At 74.0% G+C, this 13,669-nt stretch carries 16 protein-coding genes; 3 read left to right on the forward strand and 13 right to left on the reverse strand.

The features are described from left to right. Window positions 1-102: 102 nt before the first annotated feature. From ABD823_RS01805 to clpS, 6 genes are all read right to left on the reverse strand, one after another. A complete protein-coding gene (locus tag ABD823_RS01805; protein WP_344855133.1) occupies window positions 103-1,050 on the reverse strand; it encodes a PLP-dependent cysteine synthase family protein in 948 nt (315 codons plus the stop codon). A gap of 102 nt (window positions 1,051-1,152) precedes the next feature. Continuing rightward, entirely contained in the window at window positions 1,153-1,431 is a 279-nt protein-coding gene (locus ABD823_RS01810) for a MoaD/ThiS family protein (RefSeq protein WP_344855135.1), read from the reverse strand. An 87-nt stretch (window positions 1,432-1,518) separates the two neighbouring features. After that, the gene (locus ABD823_RS01815; protein WP_344855136.1) at window positions 1,519-1,656 is read right to left on the reverse strand and encodes a hypothetical protein; all 138 of its coding nucleotides are present in this window, start codon (window positions 1,654-1,656) and stop codon (window positions 1,519-1,521) included. A gap of 80 nt (window positions 1,657-1,736) precedes the next feature. Beyond that, complete coding sequence (locus ABD823_RS01820; protein WP_344855138.1) at window positions 1,737-2,153, reverse strand: M67 family metallopeptidase; 417 nt, start codon at window positions 2,151-2,153, stop codon at window positions 1,737-1,739. Window positions 2,154-2,162: 9 nt separating this feature from the next. Continuing rightward, window positions 2,163-2,687, reverse strand: a complete 525-nt coding sequence (locus ABD823_RS01825) for a DUF2017 domain-containing protein (RefSeq protein ID WP_344855140.1) — start codon at window positions 2,685-2,687, stop codon at window positions 2,163-2,165. A gap of 85 nt (window positions 2,688-2,772) precedes the next feature. After that, complete coding sequence (gene clpS, locus ABD823_RS01830; RefSeq protein ID WP_344855278.1) at window positions 2,773-3,042, reverse strand: ATP-dependent Clp protease adapter ClpS; 270 nt, start codon at window positions 3,040-3,042, stop codon at window positions 2,773-2,775. A gap of 70 nt (window positions 3,043-3,112) precedes the next feature. Here clpS and ABD823_RS01835 point away from each other — a divergent pair, with 70 nt between their 5' ends. The 3 genes from ABD823_RS01835 to ABD823_RS01845 all read left to right on the forward strand — a co-directional run bounded on the left by ABD823_RS01835 (window position 3,113) and on the right by ABD823_RS01845 (window position 5,723). Continuing rightward, window positions 3,113-4,390: a nicotinate phosphoribosyltransferase gene (locus ABD823_RS01835; protein WP_425566554.1), complete on the forward strand. Its 1,278-nt coding sequence runs from the start codon at window positions 3,113-3,115 to the stop codon at window positions 4,388-4,390. 24 nt (window positions 4,391-4,414) lie between these two features. Then, window positions 4,415-4,990, forward strand: a complete 576-nt coding sequence (locus ABD823_RS01840) for an isochorismatase family protein (RefSeq protein ID WP_344855143.1) — start codon at window positions 4,415-4,417, stop codon at window positions 4,988-4,990. 112 nt (window positions 4,991-5,102) lie between these two features. Further along, the gene (locus ABD823_RS01845) at window positions 5,103-5,723 is read left to right on the forward strand and encodes a hypothetical protein (protein WP_344855145.1); all 621 of its coding nucleotides are present in this window, start codon (window positions 5,103-5,105) and stop codon (window positions 5,721-5,723) included. Window positions 5,724-5,808: 85 nt separating this feature from the next. Here ABD823_RS01845 and ABD823_RS01850 read toward each other — a convergent pair whose 3' ends face one another. From ABD823_RS01850 to ABD823_RS01880, 7 genes are all read right to left on the reverse strand, one after another. Further along, a complete protein-coding gene (locus ABD823_RS01850; RefSeq protein WP_344855146.1) occupies window positions 5,809-7,557 on the reverse strand; it encodes a DEAD/DEAH box helicase in 1,749 nt (582 codons plus the stop codon). Window positions 7,558-7,713: 156 nt separating this feature from the next. Next, window positions 7,714-8,562, reverse strand: a complete 849-nt coding sequence (locus ABD823_RS01855; RefSeq protein WP_344855148.1) for a hypothetical protein — start codon at window positions 8,560-8,562, stop codon at window positions 7,714-7,716. A 95-nt stretch (window positions 8,563-8,657) separates the two neighbouring features. Beyond that, complete coding sequence (locus ABD823_RS01860; RefSeq protein WP_344855150.1) at window positions 8,658-10,049, reverse strand: MFS transporter; 1,392 nt, start codon at window positions 10,047-10,049, stop codon at window positions 8,658-8,660. Beyond that, on the reverse strand, window positions 10,046-10,975 hold the full coding sequence (locus ABD823_RS01865) for a zinc metalloprotease (RefSeq protein ID WP_344855152.1): 930 nt from the start codon (window positions 10,973-10,975) through the stop codon (window positions 10,046-10,048). Before ABD823_RS01865 ends, ABD823_RS01860 begins: the two co-directional genes overlap by 4 nt. A 93-nt stretch (window positions 10,976-11,068) precedes the next feature. Continuing rightward, window positions 11,069-11,320: a DUF3039 domain-containing protein gene (locus ABD823_RS01870; RefSeq protein WP_344855154.1), complete on the reverse strand. Its 252-nt coding sequence runs from the start codon at window positions 11,318-11,320 to the stop codon at window positions 11,069-11,071. 83 nt (window positions 11,321-11,403) lie between these two features. Beyond that, on the reverse strand, window positions 11,404-11,982 hold the full coding sequence (locus tag ABD823_RS01875; RefSeq protein WP_344855156.1) for a YqgE/AlgH family protein: 579 nt from the start codon (window positions 11,980-11,982) through the stop codon (window positions 11,404-11,406). A 115-nt stretch (window positions 11,983-12,097) separates the two neighbouring features. Then, window positions 12,098-13,510 (reverse strand): NAD-dependent malic enzyme, encoded by a 1,413-nt coding sequence (locus tag ABD823_RS01880; protein WP_344855158.1) that lies wholly within the window; start codon window positions 13,508-13,510, stop codon window positions 12,098-12,100. Window positions 13,511-13,669: the final 159 nt, after the last annotated feature.

Here is a 13,669-nt window from a genome sequence, read left to right on the forward strand (position 1 = left end):
AGGGCGGGTGTCCCACCGGGACACCCGCCCTCTTTCCGCTGCCGCCGCCCCCGGCGGGCGCCGGGGTCCCGGTCGGGCCCGGGGAAGGGCCCTGCGTGCGGGTCAGGCCCAGAGCTGGCCCTCCAGGCGCTCCTCCGCCTCGTCCAGCGTGCCCTCGTAGGCGCCGGTGGACAGGTATTTCCAGCCGCCGTCCGCGACCACGAACACGATGTCCGCCCGCTCCCCCGCCTTGACCGCCTTGGCGGCCATGCCGAGGGCGGCGTGCAGGGCCGCGCCGGTCGACACGCCGGCGAAGACGCCCTCCGCGGCCAGCAGCTCCCTGGTCCGGCGCAGGGCGTCGCCGGAGGAGACGGAGAACCGGGTGGTCAGCACGTCGGGGTCGTAGAGCTCCGGGATGAAGCCCTCGTCGACGTTGCGCAGGCCGTACACCAGCTCGCCGTAGCGCGGCTCGGCGGCGACGATCTTCACACCGGGCACGTGCTCGCGCAGGAAGCGGCCCACGCCCATCAGCGTGCCCGTGGTGCCCAGGCCCGCCACGAAGTGGGTGACGGTCGGCAGGTCGGCGAGGATCTCCGGGCCGGTCGTCTCGTAGTGGGAGCGCCAGTTGGCCGGGTTGCCGTACTGGTAGAGCATCACCCAGGACGGGTTCTCCTCCGCCAGCCTCTTGGCGACCCGGACCGCCTCGTTGGAGCCGCCCGCCGCCGGGGAGGAGATGATCTCCGCTCCCCACATGCGCAGCAGCTGGCGGCGCTCCTCGGAGGTGTTCTCCGGCATCACGCAGATCAGCCGGTAGCCCTTGAGCTTGGCGGACATCGCCAGCGAGATGCCGGTGTTGCCGCTGGTGGGCTCCAGGATCGTGCAGCCGGGGGTGAGCAGCCCGTCCTTCTCGGCCTGCTCGACCATCCACAGCGCCGGCCGGTCCTTGATCGAACCGGTCGGGTTGCGGTCCTCGAGCTTGGCCCAGATCCGCACGTCCTCCGACGGCGAGAGCCGGGGCAGCCCGACCAGGGGTGTGCGACCGACCGAGTCGATCAGCGAGTCAAAACGCATGGGTGCCGGTTTCCGCTTCGGGTCGGGGAACGGGAGCGTCGGGGCGCGCCGCCGGGACGGCCGGGCGGCGCCGGGGCGGCGGCCCCGACGGCGCAGTACAGGTCAGCGGGAGCCGCCGGCGACGGCGGGCAGGACCGTGACGGTGTCGCCGTCGGCCACCGGCGTCTCCAGGCCGCCGAGGAAGCGGACGTCCTCGTCGTTCAGGTAGACGTTGACGAAGCGGCGCAGCGCGCCCTGCTCGACCAGGCGGTCCTGCAGGCCCGGGTGCCGGGACTCCAGGTCGCCGATCAGCTCCTCCAGCGTGGCGCCCTTGGCGTCCACGGTCTTGGCGCCGCCGGTGTAGGTGCGCAGGATGGTCGGGATGCGGACCTCGATGGCCATCGTGAATCTTCTCCTCGTGTCGTCATGGGGAAGCGCCCACCGGATGGGAACACCGGAGGGACTGCGGGGATTTCCGGCCGGAACCGGTCAGCGACAGTCGTAGACGACGGAGAAAGGCGTGTGCCCGAACAGGAAGTTCTGCACGGGCGCGAGACCCGCGTGCCGCACGCGAACGCCGGGACGTGAGCACACGACGTCCTCGAAGCTCGGATCAACGGTCGGCATGCCGGCCAGTTTACCCAACGGGGTCGCGCGCCCCCACGGCCGTCCCGCCTGGCGGACACCGCGGCCCCGCCCGGCGGGCCTCACGACGGCAGGACCGTGACCTCCTCCTCGGTGATCACACCGTCGACGATGCGGTACGAGCGCACCTCGGCCTCCTCCCCCAGCTCCTCGCGGGTGGAGACCAGCACGTAGTGGGCGTTCGGCTCGGAGGCGTAGGCGACGTCGGTGCGCGAGGGGTAGGCCTCGGTCGAGGTGTGCGAGTGGTAGATGACCACCGGCTCCTCGTCTCGGTCGTCCATCTCCCGCCAGACCCGGAACTGCTCCATGGAGTCGAAGCGGTAGAAGGTCGGCGACCGCTCGGCGTTCTCCATCGGGATGAACCGCACCGGGGTGTCCGAGCCCACCGGGCCCGCGATCACGCCGCACGCCTCGTCCGGGTGGTCGGCCCGGGCGTGCGCGATCATCTTGTCGACCAGTTCCTGGGAGATCGTGAGCATGCCTGGAAGCTACCAAAGAGCCCGGACCAGGCTGTCCTGGAGGTAGGTCAGCCAGTCGTACGTCACGTACGCCGGGTAGCGGGGGTCGTCCTCGGGCATCCCGGCGATCTCGTCGTGGACCTCCTCGGTCACCTCCAGCCGGGTGCCGAGCGCCAGCCGCACGTCGTTCAGCGCCCGCATCCACGCCAGCGCCTGCTCGTGCTCCAGCTCCACCCGGCCGGGCACCGCGGTCTCCAGCAGGGTCCGCGCGTCGGCCCGCTTGCCCTCGCGCAGCCCCACCTCGGTGTAGCGGCGGAACTCCGCCGACATCTCCCGGTCGGCGTAGGCCGCGGGGAACAGCCGGGCCAGCACCGGGTCGGTGGGCTGCTCGGCCGGGCCGATGCCGAGGGCGCGCTCCAGCGGGTCGTCGCCGGCCTTCCCCGGCTCGACCAACTCCAGGATCTGGGCGACCAGCGACCGCAGCACCGCGACCTCCTCGGCGTCGAACCGGGCGGTCACCCCGCCCCGGTTCCCGGGGGAGAATCCCTCGCTCACCGGTCACCGCCCCCGGCGCCATTCGGGGAGCCGCCCCGCGGCCCGCCGGCTCCGCGGCCCCCGCCGGCCCACTGCGCGCCGCCGCTCACGAGTCCTGCTGCAGGGTGGCCCACAGGCCGTAGGAGTGCATGATCTGCACGTCGCGCTCCATCTCCTCGCGGGTGCCGCTGGAGACCACCGCCTTGCCCTTGTGGTGCACGTCCAGCATGAGCTTCTCCGCCTTCTCCCGCGGGTAGCCGAAGACGGACTGGAAGACGTACGTGACATACGACATGAGGTTGACCGGGTCGTTCCAGACGATCGTCAACCACGGCAGATCCGGCCGGTTGTCGATCGACGGACGCTCGACCTCCATCGGAGCTGTGGTACTCACGTTCACCAGTCTGCCTCATCGCGGGCTTAGTCTTCGACTCGTGACGACGAGCATGAGCGGGGCGCTGCTGACCGACCACTACGAGCTCACGATGCTGCAGGCGGCGCTGCGCAGCGGGGCGGCGTCGCGCCGCTGCGTCTTCGAGGTGTTCGCCCGGCAGCTGCCCGGGGGGCGGCGCTACGGGGTGGTCGCCGGGACCGCCCGCGTGCTCGACGCGCTGGAGCACTTCCGGTTCGGCGAGGACGAGCTCGCCTTCCTGGCCGCCCACCGCGTGGTGGACGCCCCGACCCTGGACTTCCTCGCCGGCTACCGCTTCCGCGGCCGGGTGGACGGCTATCCCGAAGGCGAGTGCTACTTCCCCGGCTCCCCCATCATGACCGTGGAGGGCACGTTCGCCGAGGCCGTTCTGCTGGAGACGCTGATCCTGTCCGTCCTCAACCACGACTGCGCGATCGCGTGCGCCGCCTCCCGGATGGTGCAGGCGGCGGGCTCCCGGCCGCTCATCGAGATGGGCTCGCGCCGCACCCACGAGCTGTCCGCCGTGGCCGCCGCCCGTGCCGCCTACCTGTGCGGGTTCGCCTCCACCTCCAACCTGATGGCCGGCCGGGTGTACGGCGTGCCGACCGCGGGGACGGCCGCCCACGCGTTCACGCTGCTGCACGACTCCGAGGAGCAGGCCTTCGCCGCCCAGCTCGCCTCGCTCGGCGCCGGCACCACGCTCCTGGTGGACACCTACGACGTGGCGCAGGCTGTGCGGACCGCGGTGGAGCTCGCCGGGCCGGAGCTGGGCGCGGTCCGGATCGACTCCGGTGACCTGGCCGAGGCCGCCCGCGACGTGCGGGCGCAGCTCGACGCGCTGGGCGCGCAGCGCACCCGCATCGTGGTCACCGGCGACCTCGACGAGTACTCCATCGCGGCGCTGGCCGCCGCCCCGGTGGACGGCTACGGCGTCGGGACCTCCCTGGTCACCGGCTCCGGCGCGCCCACCGCAGCCCTGGTGTACAAGCTCGTCGCGCGGGAGAGCGCCTCCGGCGTCCTGGAGCCGGTCGCCAAGAGGTCCGTCGGCAAGCCCAGCCGGGGCGGCCGGAAGGAGGCCTTCCGGCGGCTCGACGACTCGGGCACCGCGGTCGCCGAGCTGGTCACCGTCGCGCGCGAGCAGCCGCCCGGTACCCGCCCGCTCCAGGTGCCGCTGGTCCGCGACGGCGAGGTCGTCTGGAAGGAGGGCCTGGAGGAGTCCCGCGCCCGGCACCGCGCCGCCTTCGCCGAGCTCCCCGTCACCGCCCACCAGCTGTCCCGGGGGGACGCGGCCATCCCCACCGTGTTCGGCTAGTCCCGGCCGTGTTTGACTGACCTCATGGCAACCGCGCTGATCATCGTCGACGTCCAGAACGACTTCTGCGAGGGCGGCAGCCTCGCGGTGAGCGGCGGCGCGGAGGTCGCCGCCGCCATCTCCCGGCACGCCGCCACGCACGGCTACGACCACGTCGTGGCCACCCGCGACTTCCACATCGACCCGGGCGACCACTTCGCCGCGGAGCCGGACTTCGTGGCCTCCTGGCCAGCGCACTGCGTGGCCGGGACCCCGGGCGCCGGCTTCCACCCCGCCCTGGACACCGCGCGGGTGGAGGAGGTGTTCAGCAAGGGCGCCCACGCCGCCGCCTACAGCGGCTTCGAGGGCGCGGCGGGCGACGGCACGGGCCTGGCCGACTGGCTGGCCGAGCGCCGGGTCGACACGGTGGACGTCGTCGGCATCGCCACCGACCACTGCGTGCGCGCCACGGCCCTGGACGCGGCCGGCGGCGGCCTGGCCGTCCGCGTGCTGCTGGACCTCACCGCCGGGGTCGCCCCGCAGACCACCGAGGCCGCGCTGGCGGAGCTCGCCGCCGCCGGGGTCCGCCTCAGCGGCACCCCGGTGGTCCGCCCCTCCTGACGCGGATACGAACGATCACCGATCGGCAAGGAGGGGGTAAACCCCGCCATCACCGGATGCCGCAGGAGTATGACGGAGAGTCGAGATCCTCATACCTCGCGGTGGTGACCACATGCTCGTGCTCGGTGTCTCGTGGCTGGTCCTGGCCCCCGTGTGCCTGTGGCTGCTGGTGCGCGGCCGGGCCCGGGTGCGGGTCGGCGCGCTCCTCGTGCTCGTCGCGCTGCAGGCGGCCACCGTCGGGCTCGACGCCGCGGAGCGGGCTCCCACCGCCCCGCTCGCGCTGCCCGCGGCGCCCGAGCCCGCGCTCTCCCGGCCCGCCGCGTCCGCCTCTGCCCGGCCCCTGGCGCCCGCCTCACCGAAGCCGCTGGCCCCGGCGCCGTCCACACCGGGCGACGTGGTGGCGCGCCCGGTGACGTGCGCCTCCTCGCCCCGCGCACCCGAGCAGGCGAGGCTGATCACCCGCGGGGGCGAGCTGCGCGCGGTGGCGCTGTCCTGGACGGCCGCGGTGGGCGAGTGCGACACCGCGACCGTCGTCCTGCGCCGCCGCGGCCGCACGCTGCGGGTGTGGCTGCACGAGGGCGCCGCGGTGCGGCGCGCCGGCGCCCGCACCCTGCCGGTGCGCGTGCTCGGCGGCACGGCCTCCACCCGGGTCCGCCTCGTGCCGCCCCTGCCCGGCGGCGCGGACCTGGTGGCGGTCGACGGCCGCACCGGCCTGCCGATCACGCCGGGCTGACCCGGCGCCACCGTCCGCGCCGCGGGCGTCGGGGCCGCCGGTCGTCGGCGGGCACCGGACCCGCCGCCCGCGGACGGCCGTACGGCTAGCGCCGCTGGGTGGCCCACTGGCGGATCTTGTCGATGCGCGCCTGCACCTGCTCGGCGGTGGCCTGCGCGATCGCCGGGCCCCCGCAGGCGCGCCGGAGCTCGGCGTGGATGACCCCGTGGGGCTGGCCGGTGCGGTGGTTCCACGCGCCGACCAGGCCGTTGAGCTCCCGGCGCAGGTCGGCGAGCACCTCGTGCGGGGCGCGCTCCGGCTCCCTGCGCTCCGGCTTCTTCCGGGCCGCCTTGAGCTGCTCCGACTGGCGCCTGCTGAGCAGGGTCCGGACCTGGTCGGGCTCCAGCAGGCCGGGTAGGCCGAGGAAGTCCTCCTCCTCCGGGGAGCCGGGCTCGGCGGCCGTGCCGAACTCGCCGCCGTCGAAGAGCACCCGGTCGAAGGTGGCGACCGCCTCCAGGGTCTCGAACGGCAGCTCGTCGCCCAGGACGTCGGGGTTGTCCTTCTTCCGGTTGGCGTCCTCGACGAGGAAGTCGTCGAGGCCCTCCTCCGGCGGTTTGCGGTCGAGCACGTGGTCGCGCTCGGCCTCCATCTCCCCGGCCAGGCCCATCAGGGTCGGCACCGAGGGCAGGAACACCGAGGCGGTCTCGCCGCGCTTGCGGGCCCGGACGAAGCGGCCGACGGCCTGGGCGAAGAACAGCGGCGTGGAGGTGCTGGTGGCGTACACGCCGACGGCCAGGCGCGGGATGTCGACGCCCTCGGAGACCATCCGGACCGCGACCAGCCAGCGGTCCGTGGAGGCCGAGAACTGCTTGATCTTCTTGGAGGCGTCGGGGTCGTCGGAGAGCACGACGGTGGCGCCCTCGCCCGTGATGGTGCGCAGGTGGCGGGCGTAGGCCCGGGCGGTCTCGTGGTCGGTGGCGATGACCAGGCCGCCCGCGTCGGGCACGCCCCGGCGCACCTCGGTCAGGCGCCGGTCGGCGGCGCGCAGCACCTGCCGGATCCAGTCGCCCTTGGGGTCGAGCGCGGCCCGCCACGCCTGGCCGATCTGGTCCTTGGTGAGGGGGGTGCCGAGCGTCGCGGCGATCTCGTCGCCCGCCCGGGTGCGCCAGCGCATCTCCCCGGCGTAGGCGAGGAAGATGACCGGCCGGACGACGCCGTCGGCGAGCGCCGGGCCGTACCCGTAGGAGTAGTCGGAAACGCTCCGCAGCACGCCCTCGCCGTCTTCGGCGTAGGTGACGAACGGGATGGGGTTCACGTCGGACCGGAAGGGGGTGCCGGTCAGGGCCAGGCGCCGCGCGGCGGGCTCGAACGCCTCGCGCACGCCGTCGCCCCAGGACCTGCTGTCGCCGGCGTGGTGGATCTCGTCGAAGATGACGAGCGTCTTGCGGGCCTCGGTGCGGGCGCGGTGCAGCGCCGGGTGCATGGCGACCTGGGCGTAGGTGACCGCCACGCCGGTGTAGTCGCGGGAGGTCGCGCCCTGGCTGTTCTTGAACTCGGGGTCGATCGCGACGCCGACGCGCCCGGCGGCGTCGGCCCACTGCCGCTTGAGGTGCTCGGTGGGGGTGACGATCGTCACCGCCCGGACGATCCCCCGCGACAGCAGGTCGGTCGCGATGCGCAGCGCGAAGGTGGTCTTGCCCGCGCCCGGGGTGGCGACCGCGAGGAAGTCGCGGGGCTCGCGCCGGCGGTACAGGTCGTAGGCCTCCTGCTGCCAGGCGCGGAGCTTCGGCGCGGTGCCCCAGGCGGCCCGGTCGGGGTACGAGGGAGGCAGGTGGGAGGCGGCGGAAGTGCTCACGCGCCCCTCCTCGCCTGGCTGCTCGCCGGAGTGCTCACGGTGCTGCTGGGTCGGATGGTCCGCTCGCTTCGCTCACTCACAATCCCAACAGACTAACCTCCGCGTACCGGCGTGCGCGCCGATCGCGGTGATCCCCGGCGGATCGGCCGCGCCCTCTCAGCGCAGTCCGGCGACCACGGAGTCGATCGCGGCGCGGGCCCGCGGGTCGTCCGGGCCCGCCACCGCCAGCACGACGACCGGGGGCCGGCCCGCGCTCCCGGTGAGGAAGACCACACGCAGGTAGGCCGGGCGGTTCACCACGTCGCGGTACTCCGCCCGCAGGGCGCGGCTGTGCCCGGTCCGCCCGCCGACGGTGATCGCCCGGTCGTCGGCGACCTTCACCTCGTCGCCGTGGAGCAGGAGCCTGCCGTACAGGTCGGCGAGCGTCACCGCGGCCCTGCGCGCGTCGGTGACCCCGCCGCCGGGCCGGACCAGCACCGTCGCCGTGCGGCCGTCCCCGGCCACCGAGGTGAAGCCCGTGACCGGGGGCACCGCGCCCGTCCGCCATCCGGCGGGCAGCGGGTAGCCGACGCCCGCGGCCCGGTCCGTCACCCGGCCCGGGGCCGGGGAGGGGGACGACAGCCGCAGCACCGCGACGACGGCGCCCGCGGTGACCGCGGCGCAGGCCGCCAGGGCGAGCAGGCCGAGCAGGAAGCGCCGCAGGCGGCGGGGGAGCCGCGGGCCGGCGGGCGGAGAGGGCGTGCCGTACCGGCGGGCCGAGGGCGGCAGGTCGTCGTCGGCGCCGTCGCGGCCGGGAGCGCGCGCGGGGCCGGGGCGGGCGGCGCTCCACCCGCCCTGCCGGAGCGGCCGCGCCCCGTCCTGCTCCGGCGGGGCCGCTGGGACGCCCCCGGCCACCGGGGCCCCGTAGGGCCTGCCGTAGGGCCGCGTCCGGCGCGGGTCGCGCCGTCTCGGGAAGCCCTCCGGCGGGTCCTCCGGCGGCCTCGCCCGGTGCGGTGGTTCCCCCACGGCGGCTCCTCCCGGTGGTCACGGCCTTTCCCGTCCTACCATGCCTCGCCCGCCGCGGTCCGGCCATAGGTGATCGCGGGTATGGCCGCGCCGGGTCAGGAGGGGTCGCGCATGCGTCCGGCGACGGCCGTGCCGAACACCGCGATGGCCGCCGTCATCGCGATGATCGTGGTGTATCCGGTGGCGATGTCGTCGTGGCCGATGACGTTGATCAGCACGCCGCCGAACCCGATGGTGAGCGCGCCGCCCAGGGTGTCGACCACCTGGAGCGCGGCGGAGTTCGCCCCCTGCTCGTCACCCGGCGACTGGCGCATGGTGGTGATGCTCACGCTGGTGGTGCCGATGCCCATGCCGAATCCGGCGACCATCCAGGCGGGCGCCATGACCCACCCGGTGGATCCGGGGACGAGGGCGACCAGGGTGAGCAGGATGCCCGCGGTGACGGCCGCGGCGCCGATCCGCACCAGGGTGGGCCGGTCGAACTCGCGCCGGGTCTGCAGATAGGAGCCACCGCTCCAGCCCAGGGCGCCGATGGTGAGCGCGAACCCGGCCTGGCTGGTGCTGAAGCCCAGCTCCGCCTGGAGCACCAGCGGGATGTAGGCGTTGACGCCGAAGAAGGCGGAGGCCAGCACGCCGCGCATCATGACCGTGGTGGGCAGCCCCCGGCCGAAGCGCAGCGCGCCGACCGGCAGCAGCCGGGGCAGTCCGACGGCGAGCAGCACCAGTCCCGCGGCGGTGGCGATCCCGCCGGGCAGCGGGGCGCCGTGCAGGTTCTCCACCCCGTACAGCAGCGTGCCGCCGCCGGCGGCCGTCGCCAGGGCCGCCAGGGTCATCCGCAGCGGGCGGGAGCGGGGCCCGGTGCCGGGCACCGGGGCGTCGCCGTCGCCGCCGCCGCGCAGCGCGGGCAGGAGCATCACCAGGGCGGGGACGACCAGCGGGACGATGCCGTAGAAGACCCAGCGCCAGCCCGCGGTGTCGGCGACGAGCCCGCCGACGCTGGGCCCGATCAGCGACGGCAGCACCCAGGCCGACGAGAGCCCGGCGAAGACCTTGGGCCGGGCCTCCGGCGGGTAGACCCGCACGATCATGACGTAGATCGCGACGATGACGAAGCCGCCGCCCAGTCCCTGGACCGCGCGGGCCGCGATGAACAGCTCCTTCGAGCCCGCGGCGCCCGCCATGACCATGCCGGCCACGAACAGGGCCACGCCGAGCAGGAACGGCACGGCGTGGCCGCGCCGGTCCGACCAGAGTCCGGCGACCACGTTGGCGAACAGGCCGGCGATCAGGAAGGCCGAGAAGCTCATGCCGTACAGGTCGAGCGCGTCGAGGTCCGCCGAGACGGCGGGCATGATCGTGCCGATCGACATGCCCTCGAAGGCGATCAGGGTGACGACGAGCAGGATGCCGAGGGTCGCCGTGCGGTACCGGGGACCGAAGATCCGGGGAGGAGCGTATGGAGCGTCGAGCGTCTTCGGTGCTGTCACCTGTCAAGGGTAAGGGCGGGGCCGGAACTCCGGTACATCCCCCACGCCTCCCGCATCCTGACGCCCTGTCCCGCGGTGAACTGCGACATGCAGGTGTCGTAGGAGTAGTCCATGAAGTTGTGGATCGGGTCCGCGCCGCCCCCCGGGCAGGTGTCCTTGCCCGCCGGGCAGCCCTCGGTCGCCTTGCCCTGGGGCGGGGTGTCGGCGACCCCGTCCCCGGGCTCCTGGCAGCCGTTCTCGAAGGTGTGCAGCAGCCCGAACCAGTGGCCGATCTCGTGGACTCCGGTGAACCCGCGGTTGAAGTTGCGCAGCGACCCGCCGGGCATGCTGCGCCAGTCGATGACCACGCCGTCGGCCAGGGGGTCGTTGGCGTACCAGTAGGGATAGGTGGAGTAGCCGAGCACCAGGCGGCTGAGCTGCGCGATGTAGAGGTTGAGGGTCTCCGGGCCGCCCCTGCGCACCTGCTTGACCTCGCGCTCGTAGGTGAGCGGACTGGCGAACCAGGCCGGGTTGTTCCTGCGGGTGATCCCGGCGAGGCGGAACCGGACACCGGTGTCGGCCCCGCCGTACCGGCCGCCGTAGGCGGCGTTCAGCGCGGCGATCTGGCCGCGCACCGCGGCGTCCGAGGCGCCCTGGCGGCCGTTGGTGATCACGTGCACCCAGGTCGGGACCGTGATCGTCTCCGCGGGGGCCCGGCGCAGCGCGGACCGCCGCCGGTCGTGGTCGGCGAGCATCTCGGCGACCTGCCCGTGTCCGGGCGCGTGCGGCTCCAGTCCCCGCCCCGGGGTCCCGGGGGCGGCGGACCGCGCGGCGGCCTCGCACCCGTCGGGGACGGCGGAGGACGGGCTCCGCGGAGGGTCGGTGACGGGAGCGGTGCCCGCCGTCAACAGGCACACCGAAACGACCGCGATCGCACGCGCAACCATGCACTCCCCCGATGAGTGGTCTGACCAGGCCGGATGGTCTCCGAGGCCGTCACGACCGTAACCTCATCGGGGGCGGTCACCCGGGAGTGACACTCACTCCTTGCCGCTGTCGTCGCCCTTCGGCAGCCCTTCGTAGATCTCCTTGCACTCGGGGCATACCGGGAATTTCTGCGGATCCCGGTTGGGCACCCAGACCTTGCCGCAGAGCGCGCGCACCGGGGTGCCGGTGACCGCGCTCTCCATGATCTTGTTCTTCTCGACGTAGTGGGCGAACCGCTCGTGGTCGCCGTCGCCGTGCGACAGGTTCGGCCGGACGTCGCTCTCAGGAAGGATCTTCGTGCTCACCCTGTCGATTTTATGCCCGTACGGCCCCGGTCCCTCCGCCGATGCGCGGCTTCGCAACCGGAGCGCTACCGCGCGCCCGCCGCTCAGTTCATCGTGGGGTCGTCGGGGCAGGTCGCCACGTAGGCGAGCTCGCCGCGCTGGCGGCGCAGGACCGCGCGCCACAGGGTCTCGGGGGCGGAGTGGAAGGTGTCGCCGGGCTCGGCGTCCACGACGTACCACGCGCCCTCGCCGATCTCGGCCTCCAGCTGCCCGGCGGTCCAGCCCGCGTACCCGGCGAAGATCCGCATCTGGGCGATCTCGCCGGCGAGGATCTCCGGTGGGGCGTCGAGGTCGACGGTGCCCAGCCGGGAGACCGCGCCGGTCCCCCGGTGCAGCCGCCGCCAGCCCAGGGGCTCCTGCCCGCTGGGGACCGCGGCCAGCGCCAGGGCGCTGTCGGTCTGGACGGGCCCGCCCTGGAACAGCACGGGCGGCCCGGTGACCAGGGCGTCCCAGGTGGGCAGCACCTGCGTCACCGAGATGTCACTCGGCCGGTTGAGCACGACGCCGAGGGTGCCCCCGTCGGCGTCGTGCTCCAGGATCAGGACCACCGAACGCCGGAAGTTGGGATCCTCGAGCTGAGGTGTCGCCACCAGCAGCCCGCCGACATAGATCGCCTCCGCCATACGCTCCATCATCCTCCAGCGAGGGGTCCGCCGGGGCTCACCCGCCGGGGAATCACTTCCCGGTGAGCCGTTCCTCCATGCCCGGCGGGGCGGGCGGCGCGCCCGGACGGTACGGCTACGCCTCCGTCATGCCGGTGCGCGCCCGGCCGCCGGCCGACTCGCGCACGGCCGCGGCGACCGCGCCCGACACGTCCGGGTGGAACACGCTGGGGATGATGTAGTTGGGGCCGAGCTCCTCGTCGGTGACCACGGCGGCCAGCGCCTTGGCCGCGGCCAGCAGCATCTCCTCGGTGACCACGCTGGCCTGCGCGTCGAGCAGGCCGCGGAAGACGCCGGGGAAGGCCAGCACGTTGTTGATCTGGTTCGGGTAGTCCGATCGGCCGGTGGCGACCACGGCGGCGTGCTCACGGGCGTCGTCGGGCGCGACCTCCGGCTCGGGGTTGGCCAGGGCGAAGACCACGGCGCCCTCGGCCATCGTGGCGATGTCGTCGCCGCTGAGGATGCCGGGGGCGGACACGCCGATGAAGACGTCCGCGCCCTTGACCGCGCCGCGCAGGTCGCCGGAGTAGCCCTCGGCGTTGGTGTGCTCGGCGATCCAGCGGAGCGAGTCGTCCAGGTCGTCGCGGCCGCGGTGCACGGCGCCCAGGTAGTCGCAGACCACCACGTCGCGGGCCCCGGCCGCCAGCAGCAGGCGCAGCACGGCCGTGCCGGCGGCGCCGGCCCCGGCCAGGGTGATGCGGACCGCGCCCAGCTCCTTGCCGACCACGCGCAGCGCGTTGGTCAGCGCGGCCAGCACGCAGATCGCGGTGCCGTGCTGGTCGTCGTGGAAGACCGGGATGTCCAGCAGCTCGCGCAGCCGCCGCTCCACCTCGAAGCAGCGCGGCGCCGAGATGTCCTCCAGGTTGATCCCGCCGAAGCCGGGGGCGATCGCGCGGACGATCTGGACGATCTCATCGACGTCCTGCGTGTCCAGGCAGATCGGCCAGGCGTCGATGCCCGCGAAGCGCTTGAACAGCGCGGCCTTGCCCTCCATGACGGGCAGCGCGGCGGCCGGGCCGATGTTGCCCAGGCCGAGCACGGCCGAGCCGTCGGTGACCACCGCGACGCTGTTGCGCTTGATGGTCAGGCGGCGGGCGTCCTCGGGGTTGCGGGCGATCGCCATGGAGACCCGGGCGACGCCGGGCGTGTAGGCCATGGAGAGCTCGTCGCGGTTGCGCAGCGGCACCTTGGACTGCATCTCGATCTTGCCGCCGAGGTGCATGAGGAAGGTCCGGTCGGAGACCTTGTGGATGACGACGCCCTCGACGGCGTCCAGCTGGTCCACGATCGCCTGCGCGTGGTCGGTGTCGCGGGCGGCGCAGGTGACGTCGATGCGCAGGGTCTCGTGCCCCGCGTTGGTCACGTCGAGCGCGGTGACCACGCCCCCGGCGGACTCTACGGCATGGGTGAGCTGGCTGACGGCCTTGCCGCCGGCGGGCACCTCGAGCCGCACGGTGATGGAGTACGACACACTCGGCACGGTGGCCACGGTCAATCCGCTCCTTCGCGACGGACCCGGTTCGGGATTCCTCCATCGTGCCACCACCGGGCGGGTGCCGGTGCCGCGAACGACGTGCGGGCGGCTGTCGATGAGGTCACAATCGGCGGCCGCCGGGACCTTCCGCCCCGGCGGCCGCGCCGTGCTCCG

The sequence above is a fragment of the Planomonospora alba genome, assembly GCF_039534085.1.
In the GTDB taxonomy this organism is placed as follows: domain Bacteria; phylum Actinomycetota; class Actinomycetes; order Streptosporangiales; family Streptosporangiaceae; genus Planomonospora_B; species Planomonospora_B alba.

Bases quoted from the DNA above. Each gene is read 5' to 3' on its own strand.
- ABD823_RS01845 (WP_344855145.1), top strand. From the start codon at position 5,103: ATGCTCGTGCTCGGTGTCTCGTGGCTGGTCCTGGCCCCCGTGTGCCTG.
- ABD823_RS01840 (WP_344855143.1), top strand. From the start codon at position 4,415: ATGGCAACCGCGCTGATCATCGTCGACGTCCAGAACGACTTCTGCGAG.
- ABD823_RS01865 (WP_344855152.1), bottom strand. From the start codon at position 10,975: ATGGTTGCGCGTGCGATCGCGGTCGTTTCGGTGTGCCTGTTGACGGCG.
- clpS (WP_344855278.1), bottom strand. From the start codon at position 3,042: ATGGAGGTCGAGCGTCCGTCGATCGACAACCGGCCGGATCTGCCGTGG.
- ABD823_RS01810 (WP_344855135.1), bottom strand. From the start codon at position 1,431: ATGGCCATCGAGGTCCGCATCCCGACCATCCTGCGCACCTACACCGGC.
- ABD823_RS01835 (WP_425566554.1), top strand. From the start codon at position 3,113: ATGAGCGGGGCGCTGCTGACCGACCACTACGAGCTCACGATGCTGCAG.
- ABD823_RS01875 (WP_344855156.1), bottom strand. From the start codon at position 11,982: ATGGCGGAGGCGATCTATGTCGGCGGGCTGCTGGTGGCGACACCTCAG.
- ABD823_RS01820 (WP_344855138.1), bottom strand. From the start codon at position 2,153: ATGCTCACGATCTCCCAGGAACTGGTCGACAAGATGATCGCGCACGCC.
- ABD823_RS01815 (WP_344855136.1), bottom strand. From the start codon at position 1,656: ATGCCGACCGTTGATCCGAGCTTCGAGGACGTCGTGTGCTCACGTCCC.
- ABD823_RS01805 (WP_344855133.1), bottom strand. From the start codon at position 1,050: ATGCGTTTTGACTCGCTGATCGACTCGGTCGGTCGCACACCCCTGGTC.